This window comes from Peribacillus sp. (assembly GCF_059453735.1).
Genome location: NZ_JAZVJO010000099.1, coordinates 1 through 18,385 on the forward strand (window position 1 = coordinate 1; position 18,385 = coordinate 18,385).

An 18,385-nucleotide genomic window follows, 5' to 3' on the forward strand; every position below is an offset into this window, starting at 1 on the left:
GTTGTTTAATTTTACCTTAAAGGAGAAAGACGATTGTGACAAGTTCTTATATCAGCTTATTCCAGAGGCAGCAAAATAAAACAGGGAAGGTCTCATCCCTTTTTTTAGTTAGGACAGTTCCGTCCGAGTTAACATTATCTTTTTATTGTATTGTTCAATCAGAAAGCCATTTGCGAGAATGAACACCAAAGTTCCGATCCCGAGACCAATAAATTGATGGAAAACAAAAGAGAAAATGGTGCAGATGGTGAGTGGAATGCTCAGACAGATAATCGTACCGAGAGAGAAACTTTTTGCCAGACGAGCAAAGGCTTGAAGAAGGTAATCAAAGGGCAAAAGAACTCGGCTGATTTGAATGTAGATCGAGATTGCAGCAGCCACTCCATTCATCCCGATTAGCGTATAAAGACCCCGAACCCAGATTTGGTCGGGAGTATAAATGAAATGATGAATGTTAACAAACACATCAATTAAAAGGCCAAAGAAAACGGCAAGGAGTAAACTTTTTATAATGAGTCCCACAGAAAAACGGCTGCCCATCAATGTTGTTAGCAGCAGTGAAAATAACTGTAGAACAACCGTGCATAGTCCTATCGAGAGTGGGATTACCGCTGCAAGATTTTGGCTGGCGGCTGCCCAAGGAGCAGAGCCAAGATGAGCGACAATCATAAAACTATTTCCTAGTGCATTTAGTGTTAATGATCCCAAAAACCATAGTAATAGATACGTTTTTTTCAATTGAAAGCCAATCCCTTCTCCTTTAAATCATACTCCTGTTTTTATAAAAATTGAATGGATATGATTGCTGCTTCGCGTAATGTACCTTTCTTTGTTAGTATGTGAATAATAGATGAAAAAAAGAAGGAGATGCGGCATTGGATTTTTTAGATAAATTAGAACCGTATTTGGAAACAGAAGATACTATCTTACAAACATTTTTAGTAGAGGCTTTGCAGGATTATCCTTTCGTACCAGAAGAATGGACGGTCCGTCTGATAAATGAAGCACTTAGTTCGAGGGAAAAGGAAGTCAATATCTTAACGAGAATTTACAAGCATAGGCTTAATGATGAGGCAGTAAAGTTATTAATTAAAGGGGCAAAGAGTGCTCATCCAAGAAACCTTTCTCTATACGTGAACTTATTGGAATCGGTTCGTCCGAAAGAAGCAATGAAGTACCGTCAAGAATTAGCACCATTTTTTGATGAGAATAAATGGGCGTTCTATAAAACGTTAGAAGATGGCGGAGAGGAGGCCGTTTGGGAGCAGTATGGGGAATTGTTGGCGCGATTAGAAACCGAAGAGCGCTTTTCTCAAGAAGTATACAATCAAGCTAAAATGACGGTAGAGGTCTTGGTTGAAAAAGGCTGGATGGATGACCTTGAAATTGCGGCCGTGTTAAACCAAGATCTAAATGAAGACTATTTTTCTTTTGCAGGCATTCTGATTTTCCATGTTATCGGATTGATGAACGAGACAAAGTATATTCCTTTGCTTGCTAATTTACTGCTTCGTGACGAGGACTTATTAGTTGAGGCAGTGTCTGATACGTTGATTAAATTCCAAAGTAAAGAGGTCATTCAAGCCGTTGTGCCTTATCTAGAAGATCCAGACTGTCTTGTTTTTGGTACGAGTATTCTTGGGAATAGTAAAATTCCAGAAGCAGAGGATGAGCTAGTAAAGCTCCTTTCAACAATAGAGGATTATGATGATAAGGGATTAGCTATAGAAGGAATATGTATTCAACTTTCAGATAAAAAATATCCTGAAATGGATGCCTATTTGATGGATGGAGGCAGTGATTTGCTAGTTGATATTGACGTGCTTGCTTATGGCTATTACACGTTAATGAGCAAGGAGCATCCTCAACTAAAAAATTGGAAGAAAAATGCTCTACAACTACAAGATGAAAGTCTGCAAATCCCAGTTGAAGAATCGGAAAAGATAAAAGTAGGAAGAAACGATCCCTGCCCATGCCACAGCGGAAAAAAATATAAAAAATGTTGTGGAAAATAAGTAAAAAAGCTGCCTATTGGCAGCTTTTTTACTGTTAACTTATTCATCTTCTTCAATCGCTGGGTTGGCCCAAACAGAGACACTTCCTCCATTAACAGGAAAGGTAGCCCAGCCATCTTCTTCAATCGTAATTCGTTCGTCCATCTTAGTAGTGAGATCCGTCCAGACTTCTCCAGCTCTTGCTTCTCCTACGTACATTCTTTTAATCCCTGGTTCGCCATTTGCAATCACAGTGGCACAGCCCGAATGAGGAATTTCAGGAACGCCCATTCTAACCCAGCCAATCGTGTTTGGATGATCAAAATAATCTTCTTGGTCCCCATATGCTTTGTGGTAGCGTGCAAACATAAGACGATCAATATCATCTTTTTTACCATCGACAGGTACAGGCCCGCCAATTCCATAATAATCTCCATAGAAGATACATGGATAACTGTCACGGCGTAATAAGATTAAGGCGTAGGCACTTGGTTTAAACCAGTCTTCTACCCATGATTCCAGCGATTCGTGAGGTTGAGAATCATGGTTATCTACAAAGGTAACAGCATTTGTAGGATGACTTTGTACAAGGGTATCGTTAAAAATGGTTGATAAATCAAATGCGCCGCCTTCTTTACCGGCTTTGCAGAATTTATAATGAAGCGCAACATCAAATAAATCAATCTTATAATTTGTTTTATTTAGATAATTACGGCAGGCTTGAAGATCTGAATGCCAAAACTCCCCGATCAGGTAAAAGTTTTTTTCTGTAATATGATCTAATATTTCATGGGAAAATTGACTGATAAATTTAGTATTAATATGCTTAATTGCGTCAAGGCGAAAGCCATCACAATTTGTCGTTTCAACAAGCCATTTTGCCCAGGCAATCATTTCATCAATAACTACGGGGTTATTGTAATCAATATTAGCGAACATGAGGTAGTCGTAATTACCAAACTCGTCATCTACATGTTCATTCCACGCACTGTTTCCACCAATTTTGAAAATACCCGTTTTACCTGTTTTTTGATCATAATCCGTGCCGTTAAAGTGAGTTGAATTCCACGTAAAGGAAGAGTAATTTCCGCCTCGTCCAGGAAAATCAAATTTCGTCCATCCTTCAATCTCAAAGGGTTCAGAAATTTCTTCATTTCGGTTCATTGGATTAACTTCTACGACCTCAAAGGTTTCCGTCTCATCGGCTCCAGCCTTATGGTTCATGACCAAATCGATATAGACGGAGAGCTTATGCTCGTGACAAGCTTCAATAGCATCGAATAGCTCTTGTTTCGTCCCGTACTTTGTACGAACGGTACCTTTTTGATCAAATTCTCCGAGGTCATAGCCATCATAAATGCCATATCCATTATCATCGCCTGACTGACCCTTTGTTACTGGAGGGACCCAAATGGAATCAATACCGATTTTCCTTAGTTCAGGAGCTGCTTCTTTTAAACGTTTCCAATGAAGACCATCAGCCGGTACGTGCCATTCGAAAAATTGCATAATTGTATGATTTCGTTCCATGCCCCTATCCACTCCGCTCTATTACCAATTATTAATTTTATTTACAGGTATTGTATGATTTATATATGTACCCGGTCATAAGAAAGGGTAAACGTAAGCTGTTTTTTGGAAAGAAGGCAGTTTTAGAAGGTAACTAAACTGAACGTACATGAACAAAATGAAAGGTGCGTGAAAACAGTCTCTTTTTTGAAAGTGTTTATTTCATACATTCGGTATCTAGGCTTGATATCCTTTAAATCTTTTCAGATAGAATCTTTAGAATTGTTCAGATGGTCATTTTGCTTGGTATCGCATATGCTGCAGGGATCGGGATTTCAGTTGTCTTTATGGAAAATGAAGCTATCATCTATCTTTTAACACAAATTGGGAAGTTCAATCGGATTGTCCGCTATACAGATGAATTAGTAATACGGATGAAATGTTTAAACGCTTCAAACAGGGGATACCTCTCGCCATACAGAAGGATCAAGGTTAGGACTTGCCACTGCTAAATCCATTGTTGACCTCCATGGTGGAACCCTTAACATTGATGTGGATGGCGATTTATTTAAGGCCGTCGTGAAACTTGATTTAGGGGGAATAGGAAGATAGCTGGGAGAGAAACATTCTCTTCCGGTTTTTTTGTATAAGGAGAGAAAAGGCTTTCGACGTTTTCTTGAAAACCTAGGGTTGTTGAAAAAATGTCTTTTAAGTTCAATCTAAAGCAGCAAATCAGCCTACATAAAGAATAAATACATAAAAAAACCGATCTGGTGCATACGTTGCGGGGTGTTTTCAGCATCTTAGTATCTGTTACTGTGCAAACTGGAAGAAAAAGTGTGCAAAGTAGGCGGTTTTCTGTGCATTTGGAGTTAGATGATGTGCAGAACCGGTTAATTTCTGTGCACTTCAGCCCATTTATTGCGCGGAAGGAACTTTCTTCATAATGAAGGATTTTTAAAATAACCTTAAGAATACTTTCAAGATAAGAATTAATGGTTGTAAAAACGGTAAATGCATGGTAAAGTGGTTTGTGGAAACGGTTACATAAGGAAAGAGAGTTGAGGGAATTGGTCACAATCAGGGATGTTGCAAAAGAAGCGGGAGTTTCTGTTGCTACGGTATCAAGAGTCATTAATGGAAGCGGATATGCACATATAGATACGAAGAAGGCAGTAGAACTTGCGGTTAGTAAGCTTCAGTATAAACCCAACGAAGTAGCCCGCTCTCTTTATAAGCGCAAATCTAAATTAATTGGCCTCATACTCCCTGATATTACTAATCCTTTTTTCCCTGAATTATCTCGAGGGGTTGAAGATTATCTTCAGCGGAGAGGTTACCGTTTAATCATTGGTAATAGCGATGGTAAACAGGAAAAAGAACGAGAATATATTAATACATTCTCTCAAAATAACATCATTGGTATCATTGCTTCAACAAGTGAGTATAATGATCGGAATTACCATGATCTAAGTATGCCAGTTGTACTGTTAGACCGGACTACAGAGGATCTTCCAGCCGTTTATGCGGACCAACATGCTGGGGGGAAACTTGCTGCCGCTACATTAATGGAGAGAGGCAGTAAAGAGATTACCCTTGTAAGAGGACCAATTACGATTAAGCCAGTTCGGGAACGCTATCAATCTGCTTTAGAGATGATTCAAAATACAGAAGGTGTAAACGTTCAGGTTCTTGATTCAACGTTATCCTTTCAGGGAGCAAAGAGCTGTGCAAAGGAATTATTTAAAAAATATCCGAAGACAGATGGAGTGATAGCATGTAATGATATTGTTGCTTCAGCCATTCTTCAAGAAGGACTGAGGTTGGGAAGACGAATTCCTGAAGACCTGCAGATTATTGGCTATGATGATATTCCAATGTGTGCCCTGATGTATCCCGCTCTATCTACAATCAGACAGCCGGCTTATGAAATGGGAGAAGTTGCAGCAGAATCATTAATTAAAATGATAAATAAGGAACAGCTTATCGAACAACATATAAAATTGGACGTTACTTTTATCGATAGACAAACAACACGAAAGGGGATGTAAACATGGTAAAGATAGCAGTCGTGGGCAGCTCATCAATGGATTTAGTTGTCACATCCGAAAAAAGACCAGCAGCTGGAGAAACGGTATTAGGTGAAGGGTTTAGCACTGTACCAGGAGGAAAAGGAGCAAATCAAGCAGTAGCAGCTGCGCGGCTTGGTGCTGAAGTGACTATGATTGGCAGAGTTGGCGATGATGTTTACGGGTCAACTATTCTAAAGAATTTAAATTTAAATGGAGTAAATACAAGCTATGTGGAACCCGTTACAGATAGTGCATCAGGTACTGCCCATATCACGCTTGCAGAAGGGGACAATAGTATCATTGTGGTGAAGGGCGCCAATGATTGGATTACTCCTGAGTATGTCCAAAAGGCAAGTGCAGCCATTAAAGATGCGGATATCGTGATGATTCAGCAAGAAATTCCTGAGGAAACGGTAGAATATACGGCTCGTTTATGTAAAGAGTTGGGGAAAAAATTATTGTTAAATCCTGCACCAGCTAGATTACTAAGTGAAGAAGTCATTGAAAATACGACATATCTGACACCAAACGAACATGAATGTTCCATTTTGTTTGCTGGGATTAATAGAACAGAAATATTAAAAAAATACCCAAATAAGCTTTTCATCACTGAGGGTGAAAAAGGGGTTCGTTATTTTGATGGAAGTATTGAAAAAGTGATTCCTAGTTTCTCAGTGAAAGCAGTAGACACAACGGGAGCAGGAGATACCTTTAATGGAGCATTTGCAGTTGCTGTGGCTGAAGGAAAGGGTTATGAAGAAAGTCTAAAGTTTGCCAACAAGGCAGCAGCGATTTCTGTGACAAAGTTTGGTGCACAGGGTGGAATGCCTACAAGAGCTGAGGTCGAAGGGAGTTTAACATGAAACGATACGGAATGTTAAATAGTTCAATTGCCAAGGTCCTTAGTGACCTTGGTCATACAGATTATATTGTAATTGGCGATGCCGGCCTGCCTGTCCCTGATGGCGTACCAAAAATCGATTTAGCAATAACAGCAGGGACGCCATCTTTCGAGACGGTTGTAAGCGCTGTCTTAGATGACATGGTTGTTGAAAAGGTAATCGCAGCTGAAGAAATTGTAGGAAATAACAAAACACAGCATGAATTTATCGAACAAATAACCGAAGATAAGGTCGAATATGTGTCTCACGAAGTGTTTAAGGAACTGACGAAACGGGCGAAGGTCATCATTCGAACCGGCGAGGTAACGCCTTACGCAAATTGCATTTTACAATCCGGGGTATTCTTTTAAGGAACAGGGGTGAACATCATGAAAATTGAAATGCATAATATTTATAAAGCATTCGGACCAAATGAGGTACTAAAAGGCGTGGATTTTAACCTTGAGCCTAATGAAATCCATGCACTTATGGGTGAGAATGGTGCTGGGAAATCAACGTTAATGAATATTTTAACGGGTCTTCATAAATATGATCAAGGCAGGATCGTCATCAACGGTGAGGAGACTCAGTTTAAAGATTCACTCGATGCGGAACAGTGTGGCCTTGCTTTCATTCGTCAGGAATTAAACATCTGGCCTGAAATGACTGTTCTTGAAAACCTTTTCCTTGGCAGAGAATTGGTGAACCGCTATGGGGTTTTAAAAACGAAAGAAATGAAAACGCGTGCAGCTGAGGTATTTTCAAAACTTGATATTTCCCTTCCTTTTGATAAAGAAGCGGGTCTCTGCTCGGTCGGAGAGCAGCAAATGATTGAAATCGCTAAGGCGCTAATGACGGATGCAGAAGTGATTATTATGGACGAGCCCACTGCAGCATTAACAGATCGTGAAATAGAAAAGCTGTTTAAAGTGATGAAGGATCTTACAAGTAAAGGTGTTTCTTTAGTTTATATTTCTCATAGAATGGAAGAAATTTTTGCAATCTGTGATCGCATTACCGTGATGCGTGATGGGATAACAGTGGATACGAAAGCGATCAAAGATACGAACTTTGATCAAGTTGTTAAGAAAATGGTTGGCCGGGAGCTAGAAGATCGTTTTCCGCAGCGAGAGGCAAATTTAGGGGAAAATGTTCTTGAAGTGGCGGGGCTGACTAGCGGCGGATTGTTCAAAGACATTCATTTTACGGTGCGTAGTGGAGAAATCCTTGGCGTTTCAGGTTTAATGGGTGCCGGTAGAACAGAAATTATGCGTGCTTTATTTGGAATGGACGCTGTGGACAGCGGAGAGGTCAGAGTTGATGGAAAGAAAGTTTCCATTAATAATCCTGCGGAAGCTGTTTCGGCCGGTCTTGCTTTTATAACAGAAAACCGGAAAGAAGAAGGATTAATTCTTGATTTTTCAATCCGTGATAATGTTGGGTTGGCCAATTTGGAGAGTTTTGCTCCGAAAGGGTTAGTTAAGGTAAATGATGAAAAAAAATTCGTCGAAATGATGGTCAAAAGACTGAACGTGAAAACCGTATCGACGGAAACTGTCGTAGGCCAGCTATCAGGCGGCAATCAACAAAAAGTTGTTATAGCAAAATGGATAGGTACATCTCCAAAAATTTTAATTATGGACGAGCCCACCCGTGGAATCGATGTTGGTGCTAAACGAGAAATCTATGAATTAATGAATGAACTCACCAATCGAGGAATGTCTATCATAATGGTCTCTTCTGAACTTCCCGAAATCATCGGAATGAGTGACCGGGTGCTAGTCGTTCATGAAGGAAAGATAACAGGAGAATTGAAGAAGCAGGAAGCAACACAGGAAAAAATTATGGCTTTGGCAACAGGAGGTAACTAGGATGAATAGTCAGGTAAAACTAATGAAAAATAACACTTCGGTATGGCAGAAGTTTGGTCCATTGTTCGCTCTAATTTTATTATTTGCAATTATTACCGTGTTGAATCCATCTTTTCTAACCCCTTTGAACATTATGAATTTATTGCGGCAAATATCCATTAATGCACTGATTGCATTTGGGATGACTTTTATTATTTTGACAGGCGGAATTGATTTATCTGTCGGGTCCATTTTGGCGTTATCCAGTGCCTTGATGGCTGGAATGATGGTTTCAGGAATGGATCCGATATTAGCCATCATAGTCGGAGTCCTTTTAGGAACAATGATGGGTGTTATAAATGGACTGTTAATTACAAAAGGAAAAATGGCTCCATTCATTGCGACGTTGGCTTCCATGACAATCTTCCGCGGGTTGACGCTTGTGTATACAGAAGGTAAACCGATTACGGGTCTTGGTGATTCTTTAGGGTTCCAATTGCTAGGCAGAGGCTATTTCTTTGGATTACCGGTACCTGCCGTGACGATGATTCTAGCTTTCTTTATTCTATGGTTCCTGCTTCATAAAACATCGTTTGGTAGAAAGACATATGCAATTGGCGGGAATGAAAAGGCATCTAGAATTTCTGGAATTAAGGTCGACCGAGTCAAAATCATGATTTATGGATTGGCAGGAACAGTGGCTGCTCTAGCGGGTGCCATTTTAACTTCCCGTCTGAATTCAGCTCAGCCAACAGCTGGTCAATCGTATGAAATGGATGCAATAGCGGCTGTTGTTCTTGGAGGTACCAGTCTTTCAGGTGGTAAGGGAAGAATGTTTGGGACGTTAATTGGGGTCTTGATTATCGGAACCCTGAACAATGGGTTGAATTTACTAGGGGTTTCTTCCTTCTATCAACAAGTGGTGAAGGGGATTGTCATTATTGTAGCGGTGTTATTAGACCGTAAAAAATCAGCATAATAGAGAGGTGTAAGTATGAAAAAAATAGGAGTCTTTTTCATCGTACTTTCGTTAATGGTTCTTTCAGCTTGTTCGATGGAATCAGGATTAATTAAAGAACAACCCAAAAAGGAATCATTACAAGACGTTAAAATCGGCGTGAGTATCTCTACCCTAAACAATCCATTTTTTGTATCTGTAAAAGATGGGATCGTAAAGGAAGCAAAGAAAAAAGGAATGGAAACTGTAGTCGTTGACGCACAGGACGATACATCAAAACAGATAAGCGGCATTGAAGATTTAATCTTAAAAGGGGTCGATGTACTTGTTATCAACCCTACAGATTCAGCGGCCATTTCCTCAAGTGTTTTATCTGCTAATGAAGCGGGAATACCTGTCATTACGATTGACCGTTCTGCAGAAGATGGAGAGGTTGCGACCTTTATTGCTTCCGATAACGTTAGTGGAGGAGAAATGGCTGCAACGTATATTGTTGAACAGCTTGGTGAAGAAGCAAATGTAGTAGAATTAGAAGGCGTTTCAGGAGCATCGGCCACCCGTGAACGCGGGAAAGGCTTCCATAACATTGCCGACAAGCAGCTTAAGGTAGTAACGAGTCAGACAGCTGAATTTGATCGAACTAAAGGGTTAACAGTTATGGAGAATATTCTCCAAGGTAACAAAGATATTCAAGCTGTTTTTGCTCATAATGATGAAATGGCTCTAGGCGCTATCGAAGCGATTCAAGCAGCAGGAAAGGATATCCTTGTTCTTGGCTTTGATGGCACAAAGGATGCCTTGGATGCAGTAAAAGAAGGCAAATTAAATGGCACAGTAGCACAACAGCCAACCTTAATTGGTAAAGAAGCAGTGAATGCAGCTGGGAAGATTCTAAAAGGGGATAAAGTTGAAGAAAATATCTCCGTGCCATTGAAGTTACAAACAAACTAGTAAGGTAAACGCTTATGGAGGATAAAGACAGCCGCAATGATATTCATTGCGGCTGTTTGGAATTTATTTCAGGAATTAATAGCAAATAGCTACAGATTGCTTACTATATTTCTGATCCGCAAGACTGCGAAGAAGGAAATGTGCAACATCTGCCCGGCTGATTGCTCGGCCATTCTTTGGAACACCCTTGTAATCCTCTCGGTATGAACCAATTAAAGGACCATCATTTAGACTCATAGGGCGGGCTATCGTCCAGTCAAGCTGGTTAGCTTTAATCGCATCGACGGCCGTACGGTGATCAGCAAGAACCTTACCTAGCAGCTTCATTACTAGTTTTCCTGAAACACCTGGGATTTCTTTGTCAATACCAGCTGAAGCAAGATAGACAATACGCGTTACGTTTTTTTCTTTCATAGCATGTACAATATTCGTACCCATTTCTCCAAGTACAGTTGACTTCATTAAACCAGTATTCGAACCAAGGCAGGAGATGACTGCATCCTGTCCTTCCATTGCGTTGCTTACAGCAGTTCTGTCTAAGGCATCGCCCTCTATAACATGAAGCAAAGGATGTGATGTTTTCAATTTTTGTGGGTTTCGAACAAAAGCCGTAATTTCAAGCCCAGCTTCTAGTGCTTGCTGTACGACGAGCTCGCCTGTCTTTCCTGTTGCGCCAAATAGAATCACTTTCATACGTGTAACCTCCTTATACGTTCTCTTATATGTTTAGTTTATCATCATTATCTCCATTTCCTCAAAAGAATCATAAATAAAGGTTTGAGGGGACGGATCGCAACAAAAAAACTCAACGATTTCGTTGAGTTTTATTAGGTGAAATTTAGATAATACCTTGTACGATCATGGCATCAGCCACTTTAATGAATCCTGCAATGTTTGCACCTGCTAGGAGGTTGCCTGAAAAGCCGTATTCATCAGCGGCCATTACACTTTCGCGGTAGATATTAACCATAATCTGATGGAGTTTTTCATCTACTTCTTCAAATGTCCAAGAAATTCTTGCGCTATTTTGAGCCATTTCAAGGGCAGAGACAGCTACACCGCCAGCGTTAGCGGCTTTTGCTGGAGCGAATAAAATTTGATTAGCTGCATAAACGGAAATCGCCTCAAGTGTAGAAGGCATATTAGCTCCTTCGCCTACTGCAACGACACCATTTGAAACGAGAATTTCTGCTGAAACTTTGTCAATTTCATTTTGTGTAGCACATGGAAGAGCAATGTCACAGGGAACAGTCCATATGTTTTTACAGTCCTCATAGTATTCTGCTTCAGGATGTTGAATAATGTAGTCAGAAATTCTTTTTCTTTCAACTTCTTTCAATTTCTTGACTGTGTCTATATCAATCCCGTTTGGATCGTAAATATATCCATTAGAATCACTGCAGGCCATCACTTTTGCACCGAATTGAGCTGCTTTTTCCATGGCATAAATGGACACATTACCAGATCCGGATACAACCACGGTACTTCCTTTGAAGCTTAATCCTTTATCCTTAAGCATTTCTTCTACGAAATAGACAGTGCCATATCCGGTCGCTTCTGTTCTGGCAAGACTTCCACCATAGCCAAGGCCTTTTCCTGTGAGTACGCCTGCCTCGTATCCGCCGCGCAGTCGTTTGTACTGTCCGAATAAGTAACCAATTTCGCGAGCGCCTACACCGATATCGCCCGCGGGAATATCCAGGTCCGGTCCAATGTATCGGCTAAGCTCTGTCATAAAGCTTTGCGTAAATCTCATCACTTCTGCATCTGATTTTCCTTTCGGATCAAAATCAGAGCCGCCTTTTCCGCCGCCAATTGGTTGGCCCGTCAGTGAGTTTTTAAAGATTTGTTCGAACCCGAGGAATTTAATGATGCTTGCATTTACGGAAGGGTGAAAACGCAATCCGCCTTTATATGGTCCAATTGCACTGCTGAATTGCACACGGAAGCCGCGGTTTACGTGTACGGTTCCTTGATCATCCACCCAAGGAACCCGAAAAGTAATGAGGCGTTCAGGCTCTGAAATGCGTTCAAGAATTCCATTCTTCATATAATGTGGATTCTTAGCAAACACTGGAATCAGCGAGTCGAATATTTCTTTTACCGCTTGGAGAAATTCCGCTTCATGAGGATTTCGTTTTACGACCGTATCATATACATTGCTTACATACATACTTGCTGTCTTTAATTCATCTGGTGCAATCTTTACGACGGTTGTCATTAAACAGGCTCCTTTATCAAGTAAATTTAAGTATTTTCTAAAGTCAGTGAACGTTCAATATATTTGCTATTTATCTATTTTATAATTTAAAATCTATCTAAACAATCTGAATATTAGATGGTAATCATGCTTTATTAAGATGGAAGAAGGTAACGTTAGTGGAGCTAAGACAGATTAAGTATTTTATTGAAGTTGCAAAGCGAGAACATATGACAGAAGCATCCACGTCTCTTCATGTCGCACAATCTGCTGTCAGCCGGCAAATATTCAACCTTGAAGCTGAATTGGGCGTTCCTTTATTCTTTAGAGAAGGGCGTAGTATCAGACTGACTCCTATCGGCAAAACATTTCTAGCATTTATGCAGCAAGCTATTAATGTGATTGACCAAGGGGTGCATGAAGTACAGGAAAGCCTTGATCCTGAAAAGGGAACCATTCGAGTTGGTTATCCAAGCAGCTTAGCTTCCTATATGCTGCCAACCGTCATTTCTGCTTTTCGTAAGCAATATCCAGATGTAAAATTCAAGCTTTTACAAGGTTCTTATCATGAATTAATTGAAGAAGTCATAAAAGGGGAAGTCGATATTGCTTTGGTAGCGCCTGTGCCGCGTGGATTAAAAAAAATAAAAGGGCAGGTTTTATTCGTAGATAAGATTGTTGCGCTGCTGTCAACTGAACATCCACTTGCAAATCGGCAAACGATAACACTTAATGATTTAAAAGATGATTCGTTTATTTTATTTCCGGAAGGATTTATTATGAGAGACATGGTCGTGGATGCATGCCAAGAGGCTGGATTTACGCCTCTAACCTCTTTTGAAGGACAAGATATTGATGCCATAAAGGGCTTGGTATCTGCGGGACTGGGGGTAACACTGATTCCAGAAATCACCTTAATTGATAGTCTTCCTCGATCAACCGTGAAAGTATCTTTAACCGGTCCAGCTGTCTCACGGAATGTGGGGGTAATCATTCCAAAAGAGCGAGAATTAATGCCGACAGAACGCATTTTTTATCAATTTTTGACGAACTTTTTTGTGAAATTAAATGGCTTTACGAATTAACAAAAAATATTACGTAGCAGTTGCATCTTATTTAGAAATAACACATCATTACATTGAATACTTGTTTCTAGCTATTTATTTTCTTATAAATAGCTTTTTTATTTTCGTAGTATAAAACTTTCTGTTATTTTCAGAATATTTGTGCTAGTATAATCTTATTTCCCAGCAAGAATCATTTATGTAACAGAAATGATTGTCATCTTAGCATCTAGGAGTGAAAACATGAAAAAAAGTGAGTATGTTATTGATCGGATGTATAAGGCCTCTGGGGGGATTGCGAATGCCGTTCTCGTCACGCTAGGAATCGGGCTATTATTTGAATCATTTGGAAAATACTTTGGATGGGAAACCTTTCTTCTTATTGGCGGGGCGGCAAAAGTATTGCTCGCACCGGCAATGGGGGCTGGAATCGCCTACCAATTAGGCGGTAACTCGTTAGTTATCTTCAGCTCAATGGTATGTGCGTCAGTTGGCGGAGCTGCTATTAGTATAAATCCAGAAGGTGCCATGACGATTGTCACGGGGCAGCCACTTAGTGCGGTAGTAGCTGCTTTGATAGCTACTTATATAGGGAAACGCCTGGTAGGTAAAACAAAACTAGATATGATGGCCGTTCCGATGTCTGCAATCTTAGTTGGGGGTGTGGCAGGAGCGGGCTTAGCAGCTGTTACAACACCATTATTAAATTCCATAAGTTCTCAAATTACGGCAGCAGTCCAAGGATCACCGCTAGTCGGGTCAATGGTTATCGCACTTATTTTTAGCATTCTGCTGATGACGCCCGCGTCCTCTGCCGCACTTGCTATTGCGCTGCAGCTGGATCCAGTTTCAAGTGCCGCAGCTTTAATTGGTTGTACGGTCCAGTTCGTCGGATTTACAGCGATGTCACGAAAGGAGAATGATCTAGGTGGATTTCTGGCCCAGGCAATTGTTACACCAAAGGTTCAATTCCCCAATTTAATTAAGAATCCACGCTTAGTTATTCCGCCTTTCGTAGCAGCCGTTGTCTGTGCTCCGATTGCCACGATGATTTTTGAATTTCAGGTGCCATATGAATTGGGCGGGATGGGGTTAAGTTCTCTCATAGCCCCAATCAGCATTTTAACCAATCAGGGATTGAACGTCTTTTTGATTTATGTAGCGATCGGTATGGTACTCCCGATTATCATTACATTGGTCTTACATCAGGCTTTGAAAACGGTTGGCTGGACAAAAACAGGTGATTTACATATGAAAGTCCAATAATGTAGAAGAAACGCCCTGCATAGCATGGCGTTTCTTCCGTTTGTTGATAGAGTTAATGCTGTAAGGGTATCTCCATCACTTCCTCCTGTATTGAACAAAAGGATGCCGAGAGTCTCTCGACAGCCGGAGGAGAATCCCTGAAAGCGGGGGGCTTCTCTATACCTAGCTCCGTAATTGTTCGAGTACCCTTTGGGCCTCAAGACCGGCAGAAAAGGTAACGAGCTCTGCGTTCTCACCTTCAATCGCTTTTACGAGTTCATCGACAAGTGAAAGGGAGAGACGTTGATCTGCTTCAATAGGCTTAATCTGATCACCAATTTTTCCTCCTTCTATCTTTGACCAATCGAGGAGGGAAAGGGTACCTTTTGTTCCATACGCAGTAAAAGCAATTTGTTCACTTCCAGCTGTATGTGCTATTCCATCTAGTAAGATTGGAATGCCATTATCGACATTTAATACAGCTAGTAGGGCTTCTTCACTTGCCTCTAGATTTTTAGGATAATCGATTCGTTTATTGATCACGTTAACCGGACCAAAAATCTGTTGTATTTGTTGAATGAAATGTATGCCCACTTCGAGAGTAAATCCGCCCTGTTCACGGCTGGCAACCCATGCATTTTGCTGCCATTGTCTCGGCCAGTGAGGAAAACGCATCGTTAGCTCGACACGACGGAGCTCCCCAATGTAGTTTGTCTGGATCAGCTGCGAAAACAATCGGCTTTCTGCTTGATAATGCAACGGGAAATTCATAGCGTGGACGATTGATGCCGCTTGAGCGGCATCATGAAGACTGACTGCTTCTTCCAATGAATTCGCAAGGGGCTTTTCGCATAGAATATGAATGTTTTTTTCGATAACAGCTGAGGCCACCTGATGATGGTATTTTGGTGGAACAGCGACATAGATTAAATCAAACTGCAGCTGTTCGAGCATTTCCTGGTAATTGGTGAAAGGACGTACCTCATAGTTTGCTGCCGTTTTGTTAACGAGATCTTCGAGTTGATCACAAACGGCGGTAATTTGGATTTTCGGATGGCTATTAAATGCATGAAGAATTCGTTGTCCAATTGCACCTAATCCAATAATGCCAGTTCTAATCATTGCTTCTCCACCTTTATATGTAGTGAATTAATTATAATATGATTCAACGAATTTAGATAATTAAAAATAGGGTTTATTTGGTATATACTTATGTGTGTTCAATACAACTTTGCGAAACGTATAGGAAAATGAGATGATAGGGATAGCTAGGTTAATGACTATATAGAACCTGGCGAGAAGGATGAGTAGAATGAAAAAAGAAATCGATGTGAAAATAAAAGGTAAAGTTGCAAAAAAATATCATGATGGCTATCCATTGATTGTGAAAGAGGCAATCGTTAACGTAGATGATTTACAGGAAGAAAGCACAATAGTCCGTCTGGTGGATGATAAAGATAGATTCATCGCCCGCGGCTATTTTGGTAAACAGAATAAGGGCTATGGCTGGGTATTATCGCATAATGAAAAAGAAGAAATTGACCAAGCATTTTTCACTAAAAAAATGGCTTCAGCATGTGCCTATCGTCAACCATTTTTTGAGGATGAAGAAACCACGGCTTTCCGTTTATTTAACGGAGAAGGAGATGGAATTGGCGGCTTTACCATCGATTACTTTGCCGGACATTATGTAATCAATTGGTACAGTGAAGGTATTTATGCGTTTAAGAACTATATTATTGAAGCGTTGCAGCAAGTGGCTGAAGTTAAATCCATTTATGAGAAAACACGCTTCGATACGAAAGGTCAGTATCTTGATGACAATGATTTTGTGTGTGGAGAAGAACCAGAGTTTCCGTTAATGGTTAAAGAAAATGGCGTTCAATTTGCTATCTATTTGAATGACGGTGCCATGGTGGGGGTCTTCCTTGATCAACGTGAGGTACGCAAAACGATTCGTGAACGTTATGCAGCAGATAAACAAGTCCTAAATACGTTTTCTTATACAGGAGCCTTTTCAGTGTTTGCAGCACTTGGCGGTGCGGCTAAGACGACGAGTGTTGATCTTGCTAACCGTAGTCTCCCAAAAACGATTGAACAGCTGAGTATTAATGGAATTGATCATGAAGCGCATAGTATCATTGTGATGGATGTGTTCAAATACTTTAAATATGCCGTTAAGAAAAATCTTAAATTTGATTTGGTCATCCTTGATCCTCCAAGCTTTGCGAAGTCGAAAAAATTCGTCTTTAGTGCTGCAAAGGACTATAAGGATTTAATCAAGGAAACCATTGCGATTACTGAAGATAACGGTGTTATTGTTGCTTCTACCAACAGCAGCGGTTTTGATATGAAAAAATTCAAAGGCTTTATTGCGACTGCATTCAAGGAAACGGGCGGTACCTATCAAATTCTTGAATCATATACATTGCCTCAGGATTTTAAAACCATCCCTGAATACCGTGAAGGAAACTACTTAAAGGTAGTATTTATTAAAAAAATCACAGGCTGATCTTTTTACCCTCTTTTAAAGACATGAACAGCAAATTCTTTTGCTGTTCATGTCTTTTTTTATTTAGTAAAACATTACTTGATTTTTACTAAAATTACTGAATAGTGTTATACTAATCATGAAGGCGCTTTCTAAAAAGGACAGCAAGTGTGCGGTAAATGATTATTAGGAGGGAATTTATGAACAGTAAGGTATTAGTTGAAAAGTTTAAAGAATTGTTTGGGCATGGTCAGTATAGATTGTTTTTTGCACCAGGACGGATTAATTTAATTGGTGAACATACGGATTATAACGGCGGATATGTGTTTCCTTGTGCGATTACCAAAGGTACTTATGCGTTCGCAGCGAAGCGCAAGGATACTAAAATTAGAATGTACTCGCTGAATTTTGAGGAAGCGGGAGTCATTGAGTTTGACATCGACCAATTGGACTTTGATGAACAGCATCAGTGGGCGAATTATCCTAAGGGTGTCATCCGATATTTAAAGGCAGAAGGATATGGTTTGGAAAATGGACTTGATATCCTTTACTTTGGTACTATTCCGAACGGAGCTGGATTATCATCATCTGCATCTATTGAAATGGTTACCGGGGTTTTGCTTGAGAAGCTCTTTTCGCATAGTATCGATCGAATTGAACTAGTGAAACTTGGACAGCGAGTTGAAAATGAATTTATTGGGGTTAATAGTGGGATTATGGACCAATTCGCAGTTGGAATGTGTAAAAAAAATGCAGCTGTTTTGTTAAACTGTGAAACGCTCGACTATGAATACGCACCGATTGAATTGGTTGACCATGGAATTTTAATCATGAATACAAATAAAAGAAGAGAGTTAGCTGAATCCAAATATAATGAGCGGAGAAGGGAATGTGAGGCAGCACTCGAAGTACTTCGGAAATCGATAGACATTAATGAGTTATGCTCTTTGAATCTAGAACAATTTGAACAATACAAAGACACGATTAAAGATGAAGTTATTCGGAAAAGAGCTCGTCATGCGGTCTATGAAAACAGCAGGACGCTGCAAGCGATGTCCGCCTTAAAGCTAGGAAACTTAACTGAGTTTGGAAGATTAATGGACGAATCGCATACGTCACTGAAAGAAGATTATGAGGTTACAGGAAAAGAGTTAGATACCCTTGTTGCAG

At 40.2% G+C, this 18,385-nt stretch carries 16 protein-coding genes and 1 pseudogene; 12 read left to right on the forward strand and 5 right to left on the reverse strand.

Going from position 1 to position 18,385, the window contains the following annotated elements:
* Positions 1-108: 108 nt before the first annotated feature.
* A complete protein-coding gene (locus AC52RT_RS03325) occupies positions 109-738 on the reverse strand; it encodes a DUF6198 family protein (protein WP_495539437.1) in 630 nt (209 codons plus the stop codon).
* A gap of 137 nt (positions 739-875) precedes the next feature.
* Between AC52RT_RS03325 and AC52RT_RS03330 the strand changes: the two genes are divergently transcribed.
* Positions 876-2,015: a HEAT repeat domain-containing protein gene (locus AC52RT_RS03330; RefSeq protein ID WP_495539438.1), complete on the forward strand. Its 1,140-nt coding sequence runs from the start codon at positions 876-878 to the stop codon at positions 2,013-2,015.
* Positions 2,016-2,054: 39 nt separating this feature from the next.
* Here AC52RT_RS03330 and AC52RT_RS03335 read toward each other — a convergent pair whose 3' ends face one another.
* Positions 2,055-3,524: an alpha-amylase gene (locus tag AC52RT_RS03335; protein WP_495539439.1), complete on the reverse strand. Its 1,470-nt coding sequence runs from the start codon at positions 3,522-3,524 to the stop codon at positions 2,055-2,057.
* 412 nt (positions 3,525-3,936) lie between these two features.
* Between AC52RT_RS03335 and AC52RT_RS03340 the strand changes: the two are divergent.
* The 7 genes and pseudogenes from AC52RT_RS03340 to rbsB all read left to right on the forward strand — a co-directional run.
* Positions 3,937-4,115, forward strand: a pseudogene (locus AC52RT_RS03340) (ATP-binding protein); the annotation flags it as partial.
* Between the two features lie 419 nt (positions 4,116-4,534).
* Positions 4,535-5,554 carry a LacI family DNA-binding transcriptional regulator gene (locus tag AC52RT_RS03345; RefSeq protein WP_495539440.1) on the forward strand — a complete coding sequence of 340 codons (1,020 nt, stop codon included), beginning with the start codon at positions 4,535-4,537 and terminating at the stop codon, positions 5,552-5,554.
* 2 nt (positions 5,555-5,556) lie between these two features.
* Positions 5,557-6,438 carry a ribokinase gene (gene rbsK / locus AC52RT_RS03350; protein WP_495539441.1) on the forward strand — a complete coding sequence of 294 codons (882 nt, stop codon included), beginning with the start codon at positions 5,557-5,559 and terminating at the stop codon, positions 6,436-6,438.
* The gene (gene rbsD / locus AC52RT_RS03355) at positions 6,435-6,827 is read left to right on the forward strand and encodes a D-ribose pyranase (protein ID WP_495539442.1); all 393 of its coding nucleotides are present in this window, start codon (positions 6,435-6,437) and stop codon (positions 6,825-6,827) included. The genes rbsK and rbsD overlap by 4 nt, the downstream gene beginning before the upstream one ends.
* Positions 6,828-6,845: 18 nt before the next feature.
* Positions 6,846-8,327: a sugar ABC transporter ATP-binding protein gene (locus AC52RT_RS03360; RefSeq protein ID WP_495539443.1), complete on the forward strand. Its 1,482-nt coding sequence runs from the start codon at positions 6,846-6,848 to the stop codon at positions 8,325-8,327.
* Position 8,328: 1 nt separating this feature from the next.
* Positions 8,329-9,285 (forward strand): ABC transporter permease, encoded by a 957-nt coding sequence (locus AC52RT_RS03365; RefSeq protein WP_495539444.1) that lies wholly within the window; start codon positions 8,329-8,331, stop codon positions 9,283-9,285.
* A gap of 15 nt (positions 9,286-9,300) precedes the next feature.
* Entirely contained in the window at positions 9,301-10,215 is a 915-nt protein-coding gene (rbsB, locus tag AC52RT_RS03370; protein ID WP_495539445.1) for a ribose ABC transporter substrate-binding protein RbsB, read from the forward strand.
* Between the two features lie 75 nt (positions 10,216-10,290).
* On the opposite strand, the gene AC52RT_RS03375 is transcribed toward rbsB, so the two are convergent.
* Both AC52RT_RS03375 and gdhA read right to left on the reverse strand, forming a co-directional pair.
* The gene (locus AC52RT_RS03375; protein WP_495539446.1) at positions 10,291-10,908 is read right to left on the reverse strand and encodes an NAD(P)-dependent oxidoreductase; all 618 of its coding nucleotides are present in this window, start codon (positions 10,906-10,908) and stop codon (positions 10,291-10,293) included.
* Between the two features lie 145 nt (positions 10,909-11,053).
* Positions 11,054-12,436: an NADP-specific glutamate dehydrogenase gene (gdhA, locus tag AC52RT_RS03380; protein WP_495539447.1), complete on the reverse strand. Its 1,383-nt coding sequence runs from the start codon at positions 12,434-12,436 to the stop codon at positions 11,054-11,056.
* Between the two features lie 158 nt (positions 12,437-12,594).
* On the opposite strand from gdhA, the gene gltC reads away from it, so the two are divergent.
* A complete protein-coding gene (gene gltC / locus AC52RT_RS03385) occupies positions 12,595-13,500 on the forward strand; it encodes a glutamate biosynthesis transcriptional regulator GltC (protein ID WP_495539448.1) in 906 nt (301 codons plus the stop codon).
* Positions 13,501-13,722: 222 nt separating this feature from the next.
* The gene (locus tag AC52RT_RS03390; RefSeq protein WP_495539449.1) at positions 13,723-14,745 is read left to right on the forward strand and encodes a PTS sugar transporter subunit IIC; all 1,023 of its coding nucleotides are present in this window, start codon (positions 13,723-13,725) and stop codon (positions 14,743-14,745) included.
* A gap of 162 nt (positions 14,746-14,907) precedes the next feature.
* On the opposite strand, the gene AC52RT_RS03395 is transcribed toward AC52RT_RS03390, so the two are convergent.
* The gene (locus AC52RT_RS03395; protein WP_495539450.1) at positions 14,908-15,846 is read right to left on the reverse strand and encodes a Gfo/Idh/MocA family protein; all 939 of its coding nucleotides are present in this window, start codon (positions 15,844-15,846) and stop codon (positions 14,908-14,910) included.
* A gap of 190 nt (positions 15,847-16,036) precedes the next feature.
* On the opposite strand from AC52RT_RS03395, the gene AC52RT_RS03400 reads away from it, so the two are divergent.
* Positions 16,037-17,236 carry a class I SAM-dependent rRNA methyltransferase gene (locus tag AC52RT_RS03400; protein ID WP_495539451.1) on the forward strand — a complete coding sequence of 400 codons (1,200 nt, stop codon included), beginning with the start codon at positions 16,037-16,039 and terminating at the stop codon, positions 17,234-17,236.
* Between the two features lie 179 nt (positions 17,237-17,415).
* On the forward strand, positions 17,416-18,385 hold a 970-nt coding region (locus tag AC52RT_RS03405), incomplete at its 3' end, for a galactokinase (RefSeq protein WP_495539452.1).

What these genes read in the sequence shown, in the direction of transcription:
- AC52RT_RS03335 (WP_495539439.1), bottom strand. Translation starts at nt 3,524, where the DNA reads ATGGAACGAAATCATACAATTATGCAATTTTTCGAATGGCACGTACCG.
- AC52RT_RS03360 (WP_495539443.1), top strand. Translation starts at nt 6,846, where the DNA reads ATGAAAATTGAAATGCATAATATTTATAAAGCATTCGGACCAAATGAG.
- gdhA (WP_495539447.1), bottom strand. Translation starts at nt 12,436, where the DNA reads ATGACAACCGTCGTAAAGATTGCACCAGATGAATTAAAGACAGCAAGT.
- AC52RT_RS03395 (WP_495539450.1), bottom strand. Translation starts at nt 15,846, where the DNA reads ATGATTAGAACTGGCATTATTGGATTAGGTGCAATTGGACAACGAATT.
- AC52RT_RS03400 (WP_495539451.1), top strand. Translation starts at nt 16,037, where the DNA reads ATGAAAAAAGAAATCGATGTGAAAATAAAAGGTAAAGTTGCAAAAAAA.
- AC52RT_RS03365 (WP_495539444.1), top strand. Translation starts at nt 8,329, where the DNA reads ATGAATAGTCAGGTAAAACTAATGAAAAATAACACTTCGGTATGGCAG.
- rbsB (WP_495539445.1), top strand. Translation starts at nt 9,301, where the DNA reads ATGAAAAAAATAGGAGTCTTTTTCATCGTACTTTCGTTAATGGTTCTT.
- AC52RT_RS03375 (WP_495539446.1), bottom strand. Translation starts at nt 10,908, where the DNA reads ATGAAAGTGATTCTATTTGGCGCAACAGGAAAGACAGGCGAGCTCGTC.
- rbsD (WP_495539442.1), top strand. Translation starts at nt 6,435, where the DNA reads ATGAAACGATACGGAATGTTAAATAGTTCAATTGCCAAGGTCCTTAGT.
- AC52RT_RS03390 (WP_495539449.1), top strand. Translation starts at nt 13,723, where the DNA reads ATGAAAAAAAGTGAGTATGTTATTGATCGGATGTATAAGGCCTCTGGG.
- rbsK (WP_495539441.1), top strand. Translation starts at nt 5,557, where the DNA reads ATGGTAAAGATAGCAGTCGTGGGCAGCTCATCAATGGATTTAGTTGTC.